18 protein-coding genes and 2 tRNA genes are annotated in these 21305 nt (G+C 42.6%); 7 read left to right on the top strand and 13 right to left on the bottom strand.

Features of this window, described 5'->3' with window-relative positions:
* Window positions 1-20: 20 nt before the first annotated feature.
* The 11 genes from DEG18_00955 to DEG18_00905 form a co-directional block, all read right to left on the bottom strand.
* Window positions 21-1370, bottom strand: coding sequence for a hypothetical protein (locus DEG18_00955; GenBank protein HBX58164.1), 1350 nt, complete (start codon window positions 1368-1370; stop codon window positions 21-23).
* Between the two features lie 403 nt (window positions 1371-1773).
* Entirely contained in the window at window positions 1774-3015 is a 1242-nt protein-coding gene (locus DEG18_00950) for a hypothetical protein (protein HBX58163.1), read from the bottom strand.
* A 279-nt stretch (window positions 3016-3294) separates the two neighbouring features.
* Window positions 3295-3381: transfer RNA gene (locus DEG18_00945), tRNA-Ser, on the bottom strand.
* A 48-nt stretch (window positions 3382-3429) separates the two neighbouring features.
* A complete protein-coding gene (locus DEG18_00940; protein ID HBX58162.1) occupies window positions 3430-4266 on the bottom strand; it encodes a zinc metalloprotease HtpX in 837 nt (278 codons plus the stop codon).
* Between the two features lie 93 nt (window positions 4267-4359).
* A complete protein-coding gene (locus DEG18_00935; GenBank protein HBX58161.1) occupies window positions 4360-6207 on the bottom strand; it encodes a hypothetical protein in 1848 nt (615 codons plus the stop codon).
* Window positions 6116-6661 carry a hypothetical protein gene (locus DEG18_00930; GenBank protein HBX58160.1) on the bottom strand — a complete coding sequence of 182 codons (546 nt, stop codon included), beginning with the start codon at window positions 6659-6661 and terminating at the stop codon, window positions 6116-6118. Before DEG18_00930 ends, DEG18_00935 begins: the two co-directional genes overlap by 92 nt.
* A 302-nt stretch (window positions 6662-6963) precedes the next feature.
* The gene (groL, locus tag DEG18_00925) at window positions 6964-8595 is read right to left on the bottom strand and encodes a chaperonin GroEL (protein HBX58159.1); all 1632 of its coding nucleotides are present in this window, start codon (window positions 8593-8595) and stop codon (window positions 6964-6966) included.
* A gap of 144 nt (window positions 8596-8739) precedes the next feature.
* Window positions 8740-9033: a co-chaperone GroES gene (locus DEG18_00920; protein ID HBX58158.1), complete on the bottom strand. Its 294-nt coding sequence runs from the start codon at window positions 9031-9033 to the stop codon at window positions 8740-8742.
* Window positions 9034-9148: 115 nt separating this feature from the next.
* Window positions 9149-10138 carry a hypothetical protein gene (locus DEG18_00915; protein HBX58157.1) on the bottom strand — a complete coding sequence of 330 codons (990 nt, stop codon included), beginning with the start codon at window positions 10136-10138 and terminating at the stop codon, window positions 9149-9151.
* Window positions 10139-10541: 403 nt separating this feature from the next.
* Window positions 10542-10754, bottom strand: coding sequence for a hypothetical protein (locus DEG18_00910; protein HBX58156.1), 213 nt, complete (start codon window positions 10752-10754; stop codon window positions 10542-10544).
* 12 nt (window positions 10755-10766) lie between these two features.
* Window positions 10767-11159, bottom strand: coding sequence for a hypothetical protein (locus DEG18_00905; protein ID HBX58155.1), 393 nt, complete (start codon window positions 11157-11159; stop codon window positions 10767-10769).
* A 134-nt stretch (window positions 11160-11293) separates the two neighbouring features.
* On the opposite strand from DEG18_00905, the gene DEG18_00900 reads away from it, so the two are divergent.
* From DEG18_00900 to DEG18_00870, 7 genes are all read left to right on the top strand, one after another.
* Window positions 11294-12550 carry a hypothetical protein gene (locus DEG18_00900; protein ID HBX58154.1) on the top strand — a complete coding sequence of 419 codons (1257 nt, stop codon included), beginning with the start codon at window positions 11294-11296 and terminating at the stop codon, window positions 12548-12550.
* A gap of 464 nt (window positions 12551-13014) precedes the next feature.
* Complete coding sequence (locus tag DEG18_00895; protein ID HBX58153.1) at window positions 13015-13368, top strand: hypothetical protein; 354 nt, start codon at window positions 13015-13017, stop codon at window positions 13366-13368.
* A gap of 20 nt (window positions 13369-13388) precedes the next feature.
* Entirely contained in the window at window positions 13389-13607 is a 219-nt protein-coding gene (gene secG, locus DEG18_00890; GenBank protein ID HBX58152.1) for a preprotein translocase subunit SecG, read from the top strand.
* A gap of 10 nt (window positions 13608-13617) precedes the next feature.
* The gene (locus DEG18_00885; protein ID HBX58151.1) at window positions 13618-15408 is read left to right on the top strand and encodes a hypothetical protein; all 1791 of its coding nucleotides are present in this window, start codon (window positions 13618-13620) and stop codon (window positions 15406-15408) included.
* A 132-nt stretch (window positions 15409-15540) separates the two neighbouring features.
* Window positions 15541-16485, top strand: coding sequence for a hypothetical protein (locus DEG18_00880; protein HBX58150.1), 945 nt, complete (start codon window positions 15541-15543; stop codon window positions 16483-16485).
* A 14-nt stretch (window positions 16486-16499) separates the two neighbouring features.
* Window positions 16500-16583 (top strand) — tRNA-Leu (locus tag DEG18_00875).
* Window positions 16584-16845: 262 nt separating this feature from the next.
* Window positions 16846-18696, top strand: a complete 1851-nt coding sequence (locus DEG18_00870) for a ribonuclease J (protein ID HBX58149.1) — start codon at window positions 16846-16848, stop codon at window positions 18694-18696.
* Window positions 18697-18844: 148 nt separating this feature from the next.
* On the opposite strand, the gene DEG18_00865 is transcribed toward DEG18_00870, so the two are convergent.
* Entirely contained in the window at window positions 18845-20182 is a 1338-nt protein-coding gene (locus DEG18_00865) for a hypothetical protein (GenBank protein HBX58148.1), read from the bottom strand.
* Window positions 20183-20387: 205 nt separating this feature from the next.
* Window positions 20388-21158, bottom strand: a complete 771-nt coding sequence (locus tag DEG18_00860) for a hypothetical protein (GenBank protein HBX58147.1) — start codon at window positions 21156-21158, stop codon at window positions 20388-20390.
* Window positions 21159-21305 lie beyond the last annotated feature (147 nt).

The following is a 21305-nucleotide window of genomic DNA, read 5'->3' as shown; positions in this document are numbered from 1 at the left end:
CCAACTAATAAAGTTCGAAGCTAACTTGAGGACTCCATTGTAACCTCGACTTCTTTACCCAGGCTGTCTTTCAACGCTTTCTCTATTTGAGGCCTAAATTTCTCTACAATATTTAGATCGTAATAACCAAAATCGCCGCTGTGGTTATTAAATACAACGATTACCTTATCATCTCTGTTATCAATGCTAATATACCCACCGACAGTAATACTGTCAGAAAGATGCGGGTGCTCCTCTTTTAAGCTCGCTAAAATAGATTTATGAGTACCACCTCCCGAACGCAAACCACCCCAAGCTATAAAATATCTTGATTGCTCGCTTAATTGTTGGTCGTCTACCCCGTGAGGATCAAAAATAGGTAAAGTAACAATAAATTTATTCCTATCTTCAATCTCGCCGACGCCGACTATAATCGGCTCATTTTCTAAGGCATGTTTTAACCCTCTTACTCGCGGGATAAGCGCGTCTCTCGCTCTTTCATTCTCGAAAGTAAAATCTTTTGCTTGAGTCTCGATTATCTTAGCAAAGATAGCGGGATCTGACACACACCTTAATACATCGAATGGATACTTAGATCTTTTTGCTATCTCGAACAAAATCTCATTTGACCTGATACTCTTCAAATATATCCCAAGATTTGTATCTAAGAGGCCTGAATCACATAAATCAAAAAAATCTTTTTCAAATCCGTTCTGAATTAAGAATTTCCCAATGCGCATTTTTATTACAGATACGGTGCCGGGATCGTCTATCTTCTCAGAAATTTCCCTAAGTACTCTAATCTTAAAATCCTTGTCGTTGGAACCATCCACAAACTCTCCCGCAATCCAAAGATTTGTATTTTTTATATGATCATATGCTGATTGCAAAGTTGATTCATCCATTCGCCGAATTAACTCAAAACGATTGGAGAATCTGTTGTCTCCCAAAATTTCTGCAACAACCTCAATATCTTTTGGATCAACTAAATCTAAAAAAATAGCTTGGGCTTTCTCTGAATAATTAAGGAATTCACCACTTCCAGTCTCACTATTGAATATTACCAAGGGTAGATTCCTCGCGTCACGAAAAGGGCGCAATATTTTATCATACACCATGGCCCCATCCCAATCTTTATTTTTTACAGCTTCGTCGTGTTTTAATTTAACTTCTTCCTCTACTATCCCGCTATCTCTTACATCTCGTTTTAAGATATCAACTGCCCTATTTACCAAGTCAGCCAACCTTTGATTTAACTCTGAATTCTCGACCACGGTTTTTTCGACAAAGCCCCCGCTTTCTAAGTCAATATATCTTCCTCTTTCATGCCACGGAAGATCTTTAACCTTATTGTATTTTTCGTCGTGTGGATCAAATTCTTCTTGAGACATATGCTTAAATTTAGTTATTTACAGTATTATACATCAAGTTGGCGAGTAGCCCTATATTAGATATGGGCTCCGCCATCATCATGTCTAATTCGAAAAGATCGCGCCAAACAAAAATGCATGAAGCCAGGGGCGTGGGGAAGGTGGCACGTAATAGTGAAACGGGAAAGCGCTGTTACGTCCAAAGGCATCCTGAAGGAAACATTGGGTCGTAGAAGAAATCCGAACAATTACAGTATAGCCATAAACTATCTGTCTTTCCAGTATTAGATTCTAATTTCGTAACTTAATCCACTCTTCCCCAGAACTTTTACGGATACAAGATTATCTTTCAAATTCACCAACGTAAATGCATTTGCAGGCGGCCCTTCAACTTTACCAGAGGTATTCTCAACTAGCGACTGAATTACTTTTTTCTATCCTTGTATTTCTTTTTCTTTAAGTCTAAGTGATATTTATGAGAATCATCGCTATCACGTTCTTTCTCAATTTCTAGAGTTTGCATGCAGCGACCTCTTCTATATGGACCAAATAATTCTGCGAACTCTCCTTGAAACCAGGGTAGCGTTTTATACTCCATATCTTTATTTGATCCTCCCTCGAAATCAGGATCCCCTGGCAATCTTCCATATTCATCCATAGAACCATACCCGCCAGGTCCACCGCCCCATATTATGGTTCCGCCCCAATGTATAGCTCTTGGGTCTGGCATTAATAAATAACCATGTCCATAATTATTCCAGTTAGATTTTGAGATATATTTCTCAGGATAAAGCCATTCACTTTTTGCCGCCGCAACAAATCGTCTCGCTCTATTTTTAATAATAAAATTAATCTCACGAACTTCCTGCTCATCCAAGTGTCTTCTTACTTGAACATCTGTAAATCTAAATATTGCATTTCGAAAAGGGTTTGAGTTCGGACGAAGGTCTGTTGCTTTTTGGTATGGATTTCTTACCCAAGACAGGTTAGTCAAGATAAGTACCTTGTCTAAAGAAAGAGGAAAGATTGTATGCGTGCCCTGAAGCCATATATCAGGATCATTCGACTCTCTACACGATTGAGAACTAGGGCCACATTCTCGATTATAGACGGTTACAGGATGATCTGAAATTATGAATTTTGTTTCTGACTGTGATGCATCAGCTATCAACCAAACGCATTCCGTCCATATCGCAGCATGAAGTCGACTAAGCCCAATCATTGTGCTTAAAATATCATCTTTGTTTGTACTCCCAATCTTATTACTTAAAAAAGAAAGTCCTTTCGGAGTACGCAATTTTTGCGCACTCATATAAACTAAAATATCTTCAAGTGACGTACCCCATGTTTTTAATGGGTAATCAAAATCTTCGAAATATTCTACGGCAGGCTTTCCTTTAACGTCTATTTGTCCAAAGAAATGCTTTTCAATATCTTCTGGTTTAATATTAGGAATTTTTGTTGTATATAAATCTTCTTCAACAAAACATTTTTTACTCCCTTGTTTCCATAAAGATCTTTTTTGGTGTTTATTTCCTTTAGAGTCAATTGCAAAATTAGGCTTCATGTCTAAGTAAAAAAGCTCAGATTCGCCTGGTAACATAAATTTCTTTTGATACCATTGAGGAACATAGTGATGGTTTTTATATTCATCGTTATTATCCATAAATACATTTTAGCAATTTTAGACAAACAAAAATACACGAATAATTCGTGTATTTTTGTTTGTAATTTATGTACTCGGGTCGCACATTCGTCATAGATAAATGGGTTGACTCCGATACTAAATTGTCGATGCGGAGAGGATCTCCTTCGTCAAGACTTCGGAGGACCATGGAAGGGATTCGGTCTCGACTAAATTTTTATCGTCACAAAAGTTTGGCTAACTACCGCCTAACTAACAGCACCAATTGAATATGCCTTAAGACATATTCAACTGTCAATGCGGAGAGGGAGGGATTCGAACCCTCGATACCCTTGCGAGTAAACCGCCTTTCCAGGGCGGCGCACTAGACCACTATGCGACCTCTCCAAGTTTTTTAATAATACCAATTTTATCTAAATATCTTTTTCCCAGTAATTAAATTTTTAAGCCACGTAAAGCGGCCACTCTTTCTTCTATCGGCGGATGAGTCATGAACATCTTAGAAAACCAGCTCGTTTTTGCCTTGCCGCGAAACGGATTTGATATATACAAATGTGCATTCGCACTCGAAGCCCTTCGCATAGGATGCTGGTCTTGAGAAATTTTCTCAAGAGCGCTGGCCAAACCCTCGGGATAACGAGTGAGCAGTGCTCCAGACGCATCAGCTAAAAATTCTCTTTTTCTAGAAATTGCTAACTGGATAATCATGGCCGCTATCGGCGCTAGGATCGAAGCTATAATCCCGACAAGCATGATCGCCCCGTTTTTGTTATCGCGATCATCTCCACCCCAGAACATAGAACGTAGAAACCAGTCAGCCATAATAGAAATTAAACCAGCCAAAACAACGATGACCGACTGAAGTAGAATATCTCTGTTCCCAATATGCGACAGCTCGTGGGCTAGTACTCCTTCGAGCTCATTCTTGTCTAATTTCTGCAATGCGCCTTCAGTAACTGCTATGGCCGCATGTTCGGCATTCCTTCCAGTAGCGAATGCGTTTATCTGTCCGCCAGGAATTATATATAGTTTAGGAACTGGCAGGCCGGCAGTAATGCATAGATTTTCAACCACATGATAGAAATTCTCGTGAGATTCGTGGGTTACGGGAACGGCACCTGACATAGCCAATGCAACTTTGTCTGAGTACCAATAGGCCGTAAAATTCATAACTAAGCTAAGGATGATTGCACCATAAAGAATAACCGGCTTATTCAATGCAAAACCGAATAACCAACCAACAGCGATTACAAACAGCAAAAACATGGTCATAAGTAGCCATGTTTTGCGAATATTGGAATCTTTGTGGGTGTACAAATTCATAATCGAATTATATCAATATTGGCCCAAAGATAAAGCTTAAACCTACCAACTTCCACCGCCACCTCCGCCCATACCGCCACCAGAAAATCCTCCCCCACTGCTTCCTCCACCGGGACTAGATCCAAGGCTACTCGTAGCCGCAGAATTAAAGCTATTCAGGCTATTGATAAACAATATCGAATTGAAGGCGCCACCGGATGAATCAGAATACCAACTTGGCGGCGTTGTGTATATATCCTTGAACTCCTTAGCCCAGGCCTTGTCTACGCCAAGGACCATCGCATACGGAAGAAGCTTCTCGAATACTTCTGGCTTTTTTTCTGGTGCATTATGAAACGCGATTCTATCCTTCTCGGCAATCTGTAAATATTCTTTAAGGCCTAAAACATATTCCTTCGACTCCTGCCCTTTGACTGTTCTGGCTGGCATTAACATGCTGAATATAATCGCGATAACTCCAGAGAGGACAATACTAAGAGATGACAAGCCGACAAGGACTTCGTCTAAGTCCCAACTAGCTCCGGCCCAAATTAGTCCACCCAGCGCAGCTGCCGTAGCAAGGAAAGAGCTGACAATATATTTGGTAATGATTTTCTCTGGATTGCTTTTTATATGTCCATTCTCTATCAAAAAGCCGTAAGTCTCGTTTTTTATACTAGGGATAGAGGTGTAGAATGCGTTCTTTAGATCTGACAATTTAATTTCGGATGATCCGCTATCTGCACCGGCCATAAGACTGGTCATAATTTTCTTATCAACCGGATCCTCGAGAGATGATAGATCATTTCTAAGCTGTTTGAAAATATAATCGTCCGAAGAGAAAATCAGTCCCTTGTCGGTAGTTTTGATAATTTTTATAAAACCCTTAGTGGCAAGATACACTATCTCCGCCGATATATCAGAGTTACTGATTCTTTGGCGCATTATCGCGGAAACCTCCAGCGGAGTTAGCCCGCTTGGTGCATCGTACTGAGGAATAATGACGCCCCTACCCTTAGGATCTCGGCCCACCTTATTCCAACGCAAGAACATTAAAGCGAAGACGAATATTGGCAGAAGAAAAACGAAGAATCTGATGCTGGGATTTCTTTCTAAAAATGTTGGCGGAGGGATAGATACGATATCTTTCGGGAATCCAACGGCTACAGTTAGTCCCTCGCCGGCAGGCAGATTATTTTGAGAGAAGTTAAAGGCCGAGACTTGATCTAGCGAGTTGGCAATGTATCCAGCAAACTTACAAGGAGTAGTCGCGCCACGATTGCCAGCATAACAGGCTTGCCGGACATAACTTTCTTGTATCACTTGCGGCAAAGTGACAGTCGCTACTGCACTTTCTATCGGAACAGCCCACCCATCGCCCGTTGCATTCCAGTAGATCTCGTCAAAATTATCGAAATACCCTATAGCTCCATTGACCGAGTAACTTATCACATATGTATGTATGCCCGATATAGTGAGATTGGCACTGCCTATCTTGATACTCTGAGTGTCCCCAGATTTAGCAATCTCGAATTCGTAAGGCTTACCCCGCTCATCAACTACAGATACGTTTGATACTTTTAATTTGCCCTGCGTCTCTATATCCCTGTATATGCCATGCTTCTCAATATTTCCAAAATCATATTTTATCTTCTCAACGACATTAATACTAGAATCAGCGTTGACCTTGATCGAGGCATCGAAATTAATGATTTTCTCCGCCTGAGCATTAGCAGTCAGTCCAAACAAAGCAAAAACCGACAAAGCCACGATAGCTAAGCCGGTTTTGTATTTATTGTTGAGGCCCATGCGCACGATGCTAGAAAGCAACCTTAACGGGCTCTTTCTCTTTCGCGTCGGCCAATTCGAAGAATTTCTCCTTAACAAATCCGAACATCGAAGCGAATACATTAGTAGGAAATTGTTCGATCTTGTTATTTAATACTAAAACATTGCCATTATAGAATCTTCTTGCGGCCTGGATTTTGTTTTCGGTATCAGATAGCTCATCTTGCAATTTAGTGAAGCTCTCAACTGCTCTTAGCTGAGGATAATTTTCCGATAAAGCAAATAAACTTTTTAGAGTTCCGGTGAGGACATTCTCGGCTTCAGCCTTGTCGGTCACAGATTGGGCGCCCATAGCTTTTGATCTGGCATTTATCACAGCATCTAGAGTACCTTGCTCATGAGAAGCATATCCCTTAACAGTCTCTACTAAATTAGGGATTAGATCATATCTGCGCTTTAATTGAACGTCAATGTCTGACCAAGCTTCCTTAACTCTATTCCTGGCTGATACTAGGCCATTAAAGACTCCAACAACGTAGAGAACCAACACGACCAAGATTCCCAAGCTAATCCACATAAACATAGTATTTGTATTTAAATTGTTACCTAAATTCTAGAACATTAAGTCGCTCCGGTCAATCAATAACCATGGCTGTCTTTGAGGCCGAAAAGACAGCCATGGTTATTGCAGCCAAACAAAAAGGGCATAGGCGTGAGTTTCGAGAGGCCCGCGCAGGCTCGACGGCGCCGCCTCGGAGGGATGGTGCTTTAGCCCATCCTCCAAGTCTCTGTAGGGAGAGGGTGATTTCCCAGTAGAGAAATACAGCCCGTACTCGAAAAACCCATACCTATGCCCTTTCTCGTGACTTTAAAAAATGATTAATACTCGCCCATGCCACCCATCGGCATCTTATCTTTCTTCTCTTCTGGGATATCAGTTATCACGGCTTCGGTTGTAAGTATCATCGATGCCACCGACACAGCATTCACCAATGAAGTCCTGACAACTTTCAAGGGATCGATAATTCCCGCCTTTATCATGTCGACATACTCGCCAGTTGCCGCATTCAATCCGATTCCATTTTCCGAAGCAAATAGTTTGGTTATGACTTCGTTAGAATCTTTGCCGGCATTTTCGGCTATAGCTCGTACCGGTTTTTCAAGAGCTGCTTTTATAACCGCCAAGCCCTTGGCTTCGTCGCCAAATTCCGCCATGCCTTTTATTGATTTGACCGACAACTCCTTGGCAGCTTCGAATAAAGCCACCCCACCACCAGCAACAATACCTTCTTCAAGAGCGGCACGAGTGGCATTCACCGCATCTTCAATTCTGAATTTCTTCTCTTTCATCTCAGTTTCAGTTGTAGCTCCGACTTTAATGACGGCCACTCCGCCAGCAAGTTTAGCCATTCTCTCCTGTAATTTTTCTCTGTCGAACTCAGAAGTTACCTTTGCAATTTGTGATTTCAATTGAGCGACTCTTTTGTCTATCTCTACCTTTTTGCCTTTGCCGCCGATTATAGTGGCGCTATCTTTCGAGGCGACCATCTTACGAGCTCCACCTAGCATATTTAGCTCCACCGCTTCAAGCTTCATGCCTTTTTCTTCGCTTATAACTTGCCCGCCAGTAATTATGGCGATGTCCTCTAGCATCTCCTTCTTACGATCGCCAAAGCCCGGAGCCTTGATGGCCAAACAAGAGAAATTACCCTTAAGCTTGTTAACGATTAAAGTCGTAAGCGCATCACCATCGACATCTTCAGCAATTATCATAAGCTCTCTTCTGCCACTCTTTGAAATTTTTTCGAGTAATGGCACGATATCCTGAATTGAGGATATCTTTCTATCGGTTATCAGTATCTGAACATCATTATAAGAAGCTTCCATCCTCTCTGTATTGGTTATCATGTAGGGCGAGACATAGCCCCTATCTATCTGTAGACCTTCAACCATCTCTTTAGACATTTCGGCGGATTGAGATTCCTCAACTGTAACCACGCCATCTTTTCCAACCTGATTAAAAACATCGGCTATCATTTTTCCAATGACCTCATCGTTTGCAGATATGGATGCGACTTCTCTGACTTTTTCGCCTGTAACTTTTTGCTTCTTTTTGTCTAGATAATCAACAACCCAATTCAAGGCTTTTTCCATCCCCCTTTTTAGGGCCAACGGGTTTGCGCCCGAATTAACAGCGCTAAAACCCTCGGCCACAAGGGCTTGGGCTAGAACGGTCGCCGTTGTGGTTCCGTCGCCAGCGATATCATTCGTCTTTGATGCGACTTCTTTTATTAATTCGGCGCCAACGTTCTCAAATCTATCTTTTAGCTCGATCTCCTTAGCTACGGTCACGCCATCTTTAGTGATAACTGGATAACCATAGCCCCTGTCTAAAACCACGTTTCTGCCCTTTGGACCGAGAGTGACCTTAACCGCATTAGCGATTTTATCTACGCCTCTCTTTAGACCTTCGCGAGCTTCTTCTTTGTATGAAATTTGTTTAGCAGACATATTGTTAGCACGATCGGCAATGTGCCCTTCTCGAGTACGGGCTGTATTTCTCTACTGAGAAATCACCCTCTCTCTCGCCGCCGTCGCGCCTGCGAGGGCCTCTCGAAATGCACATTACTGATCGTTTTTAAGTTTAGGTTTTAATTAGTCTATTATTGCCAAGATATCGTCTTCCTTGACGATTAGATATTCTTTACCATCCATCTTAACTTCGTTCGGGCCATACTTGGTGAATAGAACTACATCGCCCTTCTTTACCTGCAGAGGCATCCTTTTGCCTCCGGCAACTGCCGGATCGTATTTGCCAGGACCCACGGAAATCACTTTGCCCTTCTCAGATCTTTCTTTATCTAAAGTATCGGGTAAGATTATCCCTCCTTTCTTTTTTTCTTCTCGGATTGGCTCCAGTACCACGTGATCAGATAGCGGTTTTAACATGTTTATTTTATATGCCAACCAAACCCGTAACCAATTAATCCTATTGATTACGAATAAAATTAGCACTCTTATATCTTAAGTGCTAATTATAGTCGTAGATTTTTTTAAGTCAAGATTATTTTAGGCCAGAATCCCTCTCCTCAAATGGTGGCAATAGGCCAAGCCTATGAACCTTATCATTATAATCACGAACGACTGAAGCCTCGAAGGAATATGGATGAAATTCCAATTCCACGTCATTAAAGATGATCCTACCCTTAGTCGCGTAAGTAACTGGATTATTCCTAATTCGACGTTGCTGATAATTTCTTAAAATCTTCTCTATGAGATCTCCGAGTCGATTATTCAGTAAAGATTCCATCGCCTTCGCCACCACGCCTAAGAATTTATTCGGCACCAAGCGTCTCTCAACGAAGTCACTATTCGGCTTAAAGTTGCACACGAATTTGTTTATCCAGTTATTCGCAGAATAAAAACTATTGAACAAGTCTTGCTCTATTAATATTGGCTTGAGACTAGCGTAGGTCTGAGCATTAAATAGGCTTTCATGCTCTAACCTAAGCTTTGTATCGATTATGTGATGATTAAGACAAAATTTATTCGGCGCTATCTTGTCGTACCGGCCCCTCCTTGAGCGCATGAGCGAAGCGACTAAATACAAAAACAGTCTAGCCGTGTATAGACGCCCAGACTTAGAGATAACTAGAATATCAAAATCACTTTTCTCATTTACATTACCCACCGCCATTGAGCCACTAGCGAACAGCCCGCGCAAATATGGCACAATCGCAAACCACTTAGCCAAGCTCATCATCTTTTTCCATTTCTGAGTAGCAATTTTCTCCCTAGCTATTCTTAAGTCGTATAGCTCATCCTTTCTCGGTAAAAAATAGAAACCATTTTTTTGGCCAATCGTTTCCGACTTAACCATTTTGGCTAGCATGGCTATAACGTCATGCAGTGAAGCGTCTTTTATTTCTTCTGAGCTTCTATAAACTCTCGCTGGGTTAATGAGAAATTTATAAACCTCAAGATGAGTCAGCGACATGTCTAAGATGTCGTAATAGGCCAATGTCGCAAGAATTGAATCCCGCAAATAATCCATACAGACATGGTAATCAGATAGCGAGTAAAAAACAATGGCGGCGCCATCAATAGTATCTTTTCATCGTGTCCTCGCCTGCATCATTGTTTCTCTATCGATTAGACTTGGCGTAGTCGAGGACAAGATGAAAAAATGGATGGGGCGAAGCGCAGTTTTAAAGCATGAAAAAAAGCGGCACTCGCGTGCCGCTTACAGGTTCTGTTCCAAGGTCATGCCTGCTTTGACCCGAGGGTTTTTTCCGGAACCCATCACCGTGGCGTTCAACCTGGCATTCGACGCTCCTGATTGCGCACATCGCGCAGTCTATTTTTGTTGTTGGAGTGGACGGGACGGCGGCGATTGCCGTTAGTTGGTCGAGACTTTGCCTCCGACCCGTCCTGGCGCCGTCGCCGAGAGCTGGTCCCTACAAGAAGAGGAACTGGCCGTCGACCGTGGGCACCGCGAGCTGATGCGTCTCGACGTCGCTCACCACCGGCAGAGCGATGAACTCGCCCTCTCTGGTGAAAATGCCCGGCTCGTGGGTGGCGATCAGGCTGCCGGGGCAGCCTTCGCACTCACGTCCGTCGACGAGAACCTTCAACTTGCCCGCCGGAGTCTTGCCGAGTACCTGCGTCATGATTTCCTCCTCCTAGAATGTCGCATAGCGGTTGCCGTAGCGATCACGCCCATTGATGAGATGCATGTGGCGAACGACGGTTTTCCCGTCGCGAGCCGCGATCTTCACCTCGGCCTGGCCTTTGCCGCCCAGGCCCCACGAGATGATGCGTACGTCGACGACGTCGTTTTGCCGGAACGGCTGGCCGATCTCGTTGCCGAGAAGGCGCAGTTCCAGCTCATCGATCTCGATCGTCGCTTCGAGCCTCTCGCGGAGGCCCATCATACGATCGACCTCTTCGTCGTCGCCAACCTCGAACGCCGCCTCGATGGCCGCGCTCAGATCCGGCAGACGCTTGGTCTTGTCGCGGATGATCCGCTCCCGCAATGCGTCAAACGCCACCCGAAGCTCATTCCTGATTGCCATCTTCGTCCTCTTGGAGCCAACGGCTCCATTTCGAGTTTACGATGCTGAATCAAATTGTACCGTACTGTATGCCCATTATAGCACACTTATACCCCGTTTGTCAATAGTGTATTTTAGGGTATACTTAGGTCCAAATGATAGCCGGAAAACTCAAAAATATCATAGCAAAAGCCCCAAATGGGTCAGGAATATACATATTTAGAAATAAAGATGCAATTTTGTACGTAGGTAAGGCCAATAATATAAAGAATAGGCTCAAGAGCTATTCCCGACCCACGGATACTAGAATAACGACCATGATCCAGGCAGCTACCATCATAAACTTTCAAAACACCGATTCCGATATTGAAGCTCTGATTTTGGAAGCCCAGCTGATAAAGAAGCTGCGTCCAAAGTTCAATATAGTTTTACGAGATGACAAACAATACTCATATGTCCAATTTTCCGATGATCAATTTCCAAGAATAACGATTGTTCGTCAGCCGATGAGCATCCAAGACATCGGGCCATTCACCGATAGCACGGCACTCAAAACCACATTGAAGCAACTTCGAAGAGCATTCCTCTACTGTACCTGTAAACAACTTCACAATAACTATTGTCTCAACTATCATATTGGTAATTGTTCTGGTTTTTGCTGTCTAAAAAAACGTGAAGCTACCAAAGATGAAATCAAGAATTACGACAAGAATATATACATCATTAAGAAGATTTTAGCGAGAAAGAGAAATAATATCGTGACAAGCTTAAAGAAAAAAATGATTATCTTAGGCAAGAAAGAAAGATTCGACGAAGCCATCAAGATCAGAGATAAGCTTGATGCAATTAAAAAAATATTCAGAAACTCGCAAATAATCGATAAAAGAATTAATGACGAAGATCATAATTCAAAATTAGAGACTATTGCGAAATTTTTCGGACTAACTAGCGCCGTCAGAATAGAGGGTTACGACATATCTAATATTCAGGGCATCAACGCCGTTGGGTCAATGGTCACATTTAAGAATGGGTTAGCAGATAAAAGTGGTTACCGAAAATTTAAAATTAGAGATTCAAATGTCTCAGACGATACTCGCATGCTTAAAGAGATTTTGACTAGGCGTTTCAGGCATTCAGAATGGGCAAAGCCCAACCTAGTGATAATAGATGGCGGCAAGGGACAATTGAATATAGCCTCGAGCATAGTGCCAAAAGATATTGCGCTATTGTCTCTGACGAAAAATGAGAAACACGTCGGCAGTCACATATACATACGCGGACGCAAGTTGCCTATCAAATTGGATAAGCTTCCAGCTGACGTCAGAAACATAGTTCTCAATGTCGACGCCGAAGCTCACCGCTTCGCCATCAGCTACTACCGCAAACTCCACAGAAATATGACTACGCCTTAATCATTTCTTTGCACCGATAGTCAAGTCGCTCCAGCCCAAGCCCACGACTCAACCGATAGTTCTCGCTTCCTGCGAGCTCGACTATCTACACGCTCGGCATTTCGAAGATCCGTTTTCTTATCGCCCCTTCGGGGCTATATCAAATATGTTATAGCCGAAACGCCTGCGCGAGTTCTCGCTGTAGACTTGAGCTTTCGCTTGCACAGATTAAAACTTGCACAAAATGACTAAGGCTTCGCATCTACCTAAAATAGCGAGGATAGTCACTTGTGAGACAATCCGGAGGCGAGCGGGCAGGTGTCCTAATCCGGCGACTGCCGGAGAAGGACGAGCGAGCCGAGGAAATTAGTCAGAATTTCTCGCTGGGAAATTCTGACATGTCGAACAAGTGATTATCCAAGCGATCATTGCCATTGATATTTTTGACCCGTATGATATCATTTAAATCGCAAATAAGTTAACATATGCTAGGTTTTCTAATCAGAATCTTGGGCAATTCCGCTGCACTTTATGTGGCGACATACTTCCTATCGCCAGCTTTTATTATAACTGGCGGGATTAAAGAATATCTATTGGCTGGAGTAGCCCTGGGACTACTTAATATGATAGTCCGTCCGGCGCTCAAATTAGTTTTGTCGCCAATAATAATCATCACTCTAGGCTTATTTATAATCGTAATTAATGCATTAATGCTGTGGTTAGTCGATTACGCCTTCGTATCAGTCGCAATTAACAACCTGACTACTTTGGTCTGGGCAACGCTCATAGTAAGCCTAGTAAACATGGTAGTGGCGACTTTCACGAAAACAATAGACTAGTACACAAAAAAATAATAAAAATGATCAAATACTTACCCTACGTACAAATAGTTCTAGCCGTGCTTCTAACAATCTCAATCCTGCTTCAGCAAAGAGGCAGTGGACTTTCTTCGGCGCTAGGTGGCTCATCAATGGAATATTCAACAAAGCGCGGAGCCGAGAAAACCATATTCTATTTCACAATCGTCATTACCGTCTTATTCCTAGCTACTTCTATCTGGGGATTATTCACTCGTTAATCTAAAGACAATGCTTAAAAGCGAAAACCAATTGGATGATTTTTTTGGTTACAAGCCCGAAGATAGCAACAAGCTACCAGCTATAAAACCAAAAAAGCGCTTTTTCAAAAGCCTAGAAGAAAAGGCTAGACTTCTTTCTAAAATATTATCCACCAAAGAAAGATATATCATCTTCAGTTTTTTGGTAATTATATTAGGCTCATTATTATCTATTCCGGTTACCGCTTACAGACACTACACCCAAGAGACTCCAGATTATGGAGGCTCTTTTGTTGAAGGTATCGTCGGAGAGCCACGCCACATAAATCCACTTCTATCTCAAGCCAATGACGCCGATCGAGATCTAGTAAGCTTAATATACTCGGGACTTCTAAAATATAACGAAGAGGGTAAGTTAGTCCCCGACCTAGCAAAGTCATACGACATATCTAGTGATGGCCTAAAATATACCGTCTATCTTAAACCGGGCATAAAGTGGCACGACGGCGTAGCGCTAACGGCAGATGATGTTTTGTTTACTATTGAAACCGCTCAGAGCTCGGACTATGGCAGCCTTCAGAAAGCCAACTGGACTGGCGTCACCGTCGAAAAAGTCGACGAATTGACTCTAATATTAAAATTAAACGATAAGTATGCCCAATTTTTGAATAATTTGACTCTAAATATATTGCCGAAGCATGTCTGGCAAGAAGTAAAGCCGATAAATTTCTCTCTATCCGAACTCAATCTCAAGCCAATCGGCTCCGGACCGTATAAGTTCAATAAGTTAAAGAAAGATAACACAGGCACAATAACCTCCTACGAACTTTCCGCTAATGAGAACTATTACGACGGGAGGGCCCACATAGACACTATAAAATTAAATTTCTATGCCTCAGAGATTGAACTCATTGAGGCCTACAATAGAAATGATATCCAGAATCTTGGATACATCTCTCCCGTAAATCTAGATAAGGTTAAATTCAGGAACAGGCTCAACGTGCAGGAGCTTAAGATGCCAAGATATTTTGGAGCCTTCATGAACACCAATCAGAGCGAGGTACTAGCTGATAAAAATATTAGATTAGCTTTGGCTTATGGCACAGATCGCCAAGAGATCATAAATAAAGTGTTGGACGGGCATGGTAGCATAGTTAACTCGCCATTGGTGGGCGACGTTATAGATATAAATAACGAAGTTAAGAAATATGATTTCGATACTGAGTTGGCTAAGCAGGTATTGAAAGAGACTGGATGGACTAACCCGGACGAGAGAGGCGTTCTCAGAAAAGGAACTGGCAAAAACGAAAAAAGATTAACCATAAAAATAACCACCTCAACCTGGCCCGAATTATCCGAAGCGGCCGACATCCTTAAAGAGCAGTGGGGAAAAATTGGCTTTGAAGTGAATATCGAAGTTCTACCCATCGCCGCACTTCAACAAACCATAAGAGAAAGGGCTTACGAGATTTTGCTTTTTGGAGAGATTCTGAGCATAGATCCAGATCCATTTACGCTATGGCATTCATCCCAGAAGAAAGACAAGGGACTAAATCTAGCCCTATACGACAACAAGACTGCAGATACAATACTAGAAGAAGCACGCCAGACTCTCAATCCAATCGAGAGAATGAAAAAATATGACGACTTTCAAAGAATAGTCATCGAGGATATCCCCGCGATATTCCTGTATAACCCAGACTACCTATACGGCCAGGCAAAGGACATTAAGGGATTTAAAACCAAAATTATCTCGATGCCATCTGACCGTTTCGTTAATGTCGAAAAATGGTATATTAATACCAAGAGATCATCTAAATAAATCTACGGTGGCTATAAGTTTCTCGAGTACGGGCTGTATTTCTCTACTGAGAAATCACCCTCTCGCTCGGCTCCAGTCGAGCCTGCGCGGGCCTCTCAAAACTCACATCCACCTCCGAGGCAAAAAATCAAAATGAAAGAGGTTATACGAGGCTTTACGGATCAGCTACAAGCTGGCTACAAGCTAGGAACTGAAAAGAAGTTAGATCGAGAATATGACGACTACGTAATCGCTGGCATTGGCGGGTCTATTGTTGCTGGAGAGATACTCTGGATGCTGACATCAGAGCAGAATAAGGATAGCCGCCCCAAGGTTTTTATTAACCGAGACTATGACTTGCCCGGCTGGATAGATAAATCAAGCTTAGTTATCTGCATGTCTTGGTCGGGCAACACCGAAGAGACGATCTCCGCCTTAAGCGCGGCGATAGATAGAGGCCTACCAGTGGTTGTCATATCTAAAGGCGGCAAAATGATAGATATGGCTAAAGAAAGAGGTGTCCCCTACGTCGACCTTGAAGATGATAATTTCCCGGCTAGACTGGGAGCTGGCTATGAGTTGGGAGCTCTTCTAGGTATATTAGGCATTGAGCTCGGCAACGTATCTATAGATCAAGATAGATTAGAAAAAGAAGCTAAGATTATAGCCGAAAGCATTGGCAAGAGAACTCCTCTGATGTACTCATCGTTTAAATGGAGAAAGCTAGCAGGTTTTTGGAAGACATTATTTAATGAGAATGCTAAAGTTCCGGCAGCGTGGAATTACTTTCCAGCGCTAAATCATAACGAGCTGGAAGGCCTGGCCGCCTCACAAAACTCGATTCATCCCATCATAATTCGGGACCAGAAAGACGATCCGAGAATAGCCAAAAGCATCGAGGCCACCATTGCAATTTTAACCAAACTAGGGTATACTTATTCTACTGTTAATGTCTCTCCTAGTAGTTCGCTACTAGAAAAGGTGTTAGAAAACTACATTTTTGGTCTTTGGACAAGTTTTTATTTGGCAGAATCACTAGGAATAGCTCCCGCGCCAACCCCGATCATAGACGAATACAAAAGAGCTAGGAACAACTAACTCATAGATTCACCGGGCGAGTGGTGAAACTGGCAGACACGTAGCGTTCAGAGCGCTATGGGCGCAAGCCCGTGGGAGTTCAAATCTCCCCCCGCCCACAGAATAATAATTGAAATAGTGGCAACACAACAAATTTATTTGTTGTGTTGGGAGATTTGAAAGCCGGAGCGATGTTGCGTCAGCAGATGCAACCACGAGGCGGGGTCGCGAACACGACGAACGACGGTGAGCCGTGATTCGTGACCAAATCTCCCCCCGCCCACTTTTTGTAAATTACTTTTTAATTTAGGATCTCGAAATTAGCTTTAGTACAGTTTTTAATTTGACTAATCTTTTCCAGATCCAGTTATAGAAATCGAAATGATAGAAGAAAAAATAGTAGCCACAGCCACATCGGCTCCGGCTGCACCAACGACTTCTCCGGCTATGCCGAAAAAGAAGTCCCCTCGCGGCGGTGGCCGCGGTCGTGAATGGTCAAAACCGGTCGTAAGACGCATAAAAGTCTTTAGGACCGATAAAGATCCGAACTACAAGGAAACCGATAGCAAAACCGGAGGGCTTAAAATTGTCCATCTGGGCGGTTTAGGTGAGATCGGCAGGAATATGTCGGCCATCCAATACGATGATGACATTATCTTGATTGACTGCGGATTGAGATGGGCAGAAGAAAATATGCCCGGTATTGATTCCATCCTACCTAATGTTGGATGGTTAGAAGATAAAAAAGATATGGTTAAGGCCATGTTCTTTACTCATGGTCATATGGATCACATCGGAGCTTTGCCGTTCCTTAGAGATAAGATTGGCGACCCAGATATATACGCCGCTCCCCTAACTCGAGCCATAATGATTAAGAGGCAGGACGACTTCAAATTCCAGAAACCTCTAGTCGTGAACGAGGTTAAGGCTGGAGACGAGATTAAGATCAGCGATAAGATTTCGGTGAAGGTGTTGAGAATAAACCATTCAATTCCTGACGACTTAGAGATAGTCATAAAAACTCCTCTTGGACATGTCGTTCACACGTCTGACTATAAATTCGACGATACCCCAGTCAATGATTTGCCAGCAGACATAGAAGAGATGAAAAGGATCGCCGATGAGGGCGTGCTGTTACTGATGTCCGACTCAACTGGAGCTGAATCCGAAGGTCACTCACTCTCCGAACAAGATGTTACCAAGAACTTGGAGAAATTATTCTCAGATTCTACGGGCATGGTCATCGTTGGAACCTTCGCATCTCTTATCAACCGTATCCAACAGATCATAACTATATCCGAGAAATTCGGTCGTAAGGTTGTGTTCGATGGTTATTCGATGAAGAGCAATGTCGAAATATGTAAAAAGCTTGGATATCTGAAACTCCAAAAAGGCACTCAGATAACAATGGATGAGGTTCACAATTATCCAAGAGAGAAAGTAACTGCCATAGTTACCGGAGCGCAAGGCGAAGGCAATGCCGTTCTCATGAGAATCGCTAGCGGAGAGCATAAGCACCTACAGACACACAAGAAAGATACGTACATATTCTCTTCTTCGGTCGTCCCAGGCAACGAAAGGAATGTTCAGTTCCTAAAAGATCAACTCTACAGAAATGGAGCTCAGGTATTTAATTATAAAATGCTAGATATTCATGCCGGCGGGCACGGTAGCAAAGAAGATCTAAGAAGAATGATCCAGCTAATTAAGCCTAGATTCTTGATGCCAATTCATGGACAATATTCCATGATGGTGAATCATAAATTCTTAGGCATGGAGGAAGGAATTCCCGAAAACAACATCATAATTGCCGACAATGGAACGGTTACTCACGTCGAAAAAGATAAATGGTGGTTTGATAAGAAACAAGCGCCATCAGACTATGTCTTTGTTGACGGCCTTGGTATCGGCGATATTGGCAATGTTGTTCTGCGTGATAGGCAGATACTGGCCGCCGATGGATTCATCGTTGTCATTACCCTAGTCGATGCCAATAACGGAAAAGTTAAGGGTAGTCCCGATATAATCTCTCGTGGCTTTATATACCTTAAAGACAATAAAGAGTTGCTAGGCCAAATTAGAAAGAAAATAAAATATATAGTAGAAGCCCAGAACATAACAAATCCGAACTTGGCTTATCTCAAAGATCAAATTAGAAATCAGGTTGGACAGTTCCTGTTCCAAAAGACAGAACGTCGACCAATGGTCTTGCCAGTCATACTGGAAGTCTAAGCTCAGATTAATCAACCTAAAACGCCCATATGGGCGTTTTAGGTTGATTAATCTTATGTAAGAGCGTTTAGAGCGAGACTGTGGCTTTCTTGAGTACGGGCTGAAAAACAATGGCGGCCTTCAGGTTTAGAAGACCGCCATTAAAATTCTATACGCTCTTGTTCTTATCTATGAAATTAATTAGCTCATTCTTCTTCTCGTTCAGCAACTCCCCGCTCTTTGCCTCAACAAACAACCTCATAAGCGGCTCAGTGTTGCTTGACCTCAAGTTAAACCACCAGTCGTTAAAATCAATTGACACGCCGTCCAACTCTGAAATCTTACCATTGGAATATTTGCTCTTAACGATATTGATCACGTCTTTCCAGTCTTTATCAGTCGCTATAGCGATCTCGCCAGAACCGACATATTCGCCAGACAATGTTTTTATCACTTCAGATATGGATGCCTTTTTATCTTTGAGAACTTTGAGTAGTCTAATAATTACCATCTCTGGGCATTCAGAATAGTTGGCTTCCTTAAAAAATATGTGGCCTGAATTTTCTGCACCAAGGCTAGCCTTCTTGCCTCGCATTGAATTAGCTACAGCTACTCTACCTATCTTAGATATAATGCCCCGATGACCAAAAATTCTTACAACATTTTTGGACATGTTGGCCGTATATACAATCTTAGGTTTACTCCATAGGCCAAACGACTGCTGCCACAACATTGCTAATATACTCGACACCGAGACGATCATTCCATCATTAGACACTATCGCTAAACGATCGCCATCAAGGTCAAGAGATATTCCAAAATCGAATTTATCATTATTAATCTTAACTATTAGGGCATCAAGCGCACTAGGACGATATGGATTTGGAGACTTGCCGCTTAAGAAGCTCCCACCAAGGTTCGTGTAATTAATACGAATAGCATCCAAGACTCTCTTCATTGACCTAAAAACTGGACCATCGCCAATATCGATTACTATATTGAAATTATCAAGCTCTCCAGGCTTTATCTTCTCGTTGTCTAAAATCCAACTCACGTAATTATCAAGCGCATCATCTTTTTTGATCAAATTGCCACGCTTATCAGCCAATCCAATTTCTCCATTCGAGATATCTCTTATCTCCGCAAGACCGTTTTCGAGACCAACGCTTATGGCATCTCTGCCGACTATCTTTAGTCCACCATACTCAATCGGATTATGCGAGGCAGTTATCATAATGCCTCCATCTACTTGCAGGTGGTTAACTGTGAAGTAAAATATAGGAGTTGTCGTCTGACCGATGTAAATCACGTCACAGCCCATTTCTACCGCTCCACGTACCACGGCTTCGCTTATTCCCGGCGATGAGCTCCTCTCATCTTGACCAACTACGATTTTTTTGGCACCTAGAGATTTAACAGTGGCCTTCGCGATTAAATAGGCTCGATTTTCATCCAGTTCGGTCGGATATATTCCCCTGACATCGTAGGCTTTAAAAATGTCTCCCATACATCAGAAGTATATCACAGCTACGCCCTTTTGCTTTAACATAGAGCTCCACTGCGATTTAAGTGAGCTATTCCATCCTATAGACTCTCCGAAGTTACTTCCTATTCTCTTTGTATGATCCCATTCCCGCTACAGCACCTCTCTCATCCAAACTAATTTATCTTTCTTTGTAGAAATAAAAAGGCCCCGAGTAGGGGCAAAATCTTCACTTTTTTAATTCGATACCAAGCATCCTAAGGGCGATACTTAATCGCCAATATTTAGATCCAACTCGTTCATAGGCGACACTTAAACCGTTAAAGACTGGATCTGGAGCGTAATCGCTCTTTCTCTCTCCGAAACCACGAGCCAACCACACAAATTCGATGCGTGGACTAACACCGCTTTCTAACACCTTGCTTTCGTATACTTCCGAGCTATTCCCGCAACCCACACAGTCAATACCCCGATACCTTCTTTCTTTTAGCTGATAGTGCTGTATCGAAGGAGAGATTTCGATTCTGCCAAAGGTCATAGCTAAACCGACTCGAGGACTGAAATGGCTAGATACCACATCCCCAGCGATAACCCTATCCCACCAATCGATAGTCGTCAGACTAACTAGGCCATGAGGAGTTGAATCATTGACCTCCGATAAGCTCCAATCAGCGATTCTATAGGAAATCGGTAGAGTGACATTAATCTTACCTCGATGCAGGGCTATAGCAAAAACGGGCCGAATTCCAAGGGTAGATATCCTAGCTTTTGTATCAAGCTCTTCTATCCCTCCGATGGGCAAGAAAAGCTTCTTATAATCCTTATCGAACACTGGTCTATAGTCTGAAAAGCCAGTATTTAATTCCAGCCACAAAGAAACTTCATATTTACCCCTATAGTTCTGCTTTTCACCTTCATTATCCTGCGATAAGGCCAGGCTAGGTAGTGCTACGATAAATAAGGCCAAAGCCGCGCTTCGAACCAGTTGAGGATGTCTCATTACGCACCTCTTGTAAATGACGCTAGAGCCAGGGTAACAGATATACTAATTAGGTCAATGCGTAGTCAAACCACGTACTATCCCAGCCGTAACCAGAGATACACTCGATGCATGGGATACTAAGCTTGGTTTTTTGTAAATTTTTGT

The organism is Candidatus Yanofskybacteria bacterium, from assembly GCA_003514055.1.
Classification (GTDB): domain Bacteria; phylum Patescibacteriota; class Minisyncoccia; order 2-02-FULL-40-12; family GWA2-44-9; genus UBA12115.
Note: the sequence above shows the minus strand (reverse complement) of the source record. Positions and strands in the feature narration are given on the sequence as shown.

Excerpts from the sequence above, each read along its gene's own strand:
- groL (HBX58159.1), bottom strand. The coding sequence starts at position 8,595 with ATGTCTGCTAAACAAATTTCATACAAAGAAGAAGCTCGCGAAGGTCTA.
- DEG18_00860 (HBX58147.1), bottom strand. The coding sequence starts at position 21,158 with ATGAGACATCCTCAACTGGTTCGAAGCGCGGCTTTGGCCTTATTTATC.
- DEG18_00935 (HBX58161.1), bottom strand. The coding sequence starts at position 6,207 with ATGTATTCGCTTCGATGTTCGGATTTGTTAAGGAGAAATTCTTCGAAT.
- DEG18_00885 (HBX58151.1), top strand. The coding sequence starts at position 13,618 with ATGCTTAAAAGCGAAAACCAATTGGATGATTTTTTTGGTTACAAGCCC.
- DEG18_00865 (HBX58148.1), bottom strand. The coding sequence starts at position 20,182 with ATGGGAGACATTTTTAAAGCCTACGATGTCAGGGGAATATATCCGACC.
- DEG18_00900 (HBX58154.1), top strand. The coding sequence starts at position 11,294 with ATGATAGCCGGAAAACTCAAAAATATCATAGCAAAAGCCCCAAATGGG.
- DEG18_00870 (HBX58149.1), top strand. The coding sequence starts at position 16,846 with ATGATAGAAGAAAAAATAGTAGCCACAGCCACATCGGCTCCGGCTGCA.
- secG (HBX58152.1), top strand. The coding sequence starts at position 13,389 with ATGATCAAATACTTACCCTACGTACAAATAGTTCTAGCCGTGCTTCTA.
- DEG18_00910 (HBX58156.1), bottom strand. The coding sequence starts at position 10,754 with ATGACGCAGGTACTCGGCAAGACTCCGGCGGGCAAGTTGAAGGTTCTC.
- DEG18_00920 (HBX58158.1), bottom strand. The coding sequence starts at position 9,033 with ATGTTAAAACCGCTATCTGATCACGTGGTACTGGAGCCAATCCGAGAA.
- DEG18_00940 (HBX58162.1), bottom strand. The coding sequence starts at position 4,266 with ATGACCATGTTTTTGCTGTTTGTAATCGCTGTTGGTTGGTTATTCGGT.
- DEG18_00895 (HBX58153.1), top strand. The coding sequence starts at position 13,015 with ATGCTAGGTTTTCTAATCAGAATCTTGGGCAATTCCGCTGCACTTTAT.
- DEG18_00880 (HBX58150.1), top strand. The coding sequence starts at position 15,541 with ATGAAAGAGGTTATACGAGGCTTTACGGATCAGCTACAAGCTGGCTAC.
- DEG18_00915 (HBX58157.1), bottom strand. The coding sequence starts at position 10,138 with ATGGATTATTTGCGGGATTCAATTCTTGCGACATTGGCCTATTACGAC.
- DEG18_00930 (HBX58160.1), bottom strand. The coding sequence starts at position 6,661 with ATGTGGATTAGCTTGGGAATCTTGGTCGTGTTGGTTCTCTACGTTGTT.
- DEG18_00955 (HBX58164.1), bottom strand. The coding sequence starts at position 1,370 with ATGTCTCAAGAAGAATTTGATCCACACGACGAAAAATACAATAAGGTT.
- DEG18_00905 (HBX58155.1), bottom strand. The coding sequence starts at position 11,159 with ATGGCAATCAGGAATGAGCTTCGGGTGGCGTTTGACGCATTGCGGGAG.
- DEG18_00950 (HBX58163.1), bottom strand. The coding sequence starts at position 3,015 with ATGGATAATAACGATGAATATAAAAACCATCACTATGTTCCTCAATGG.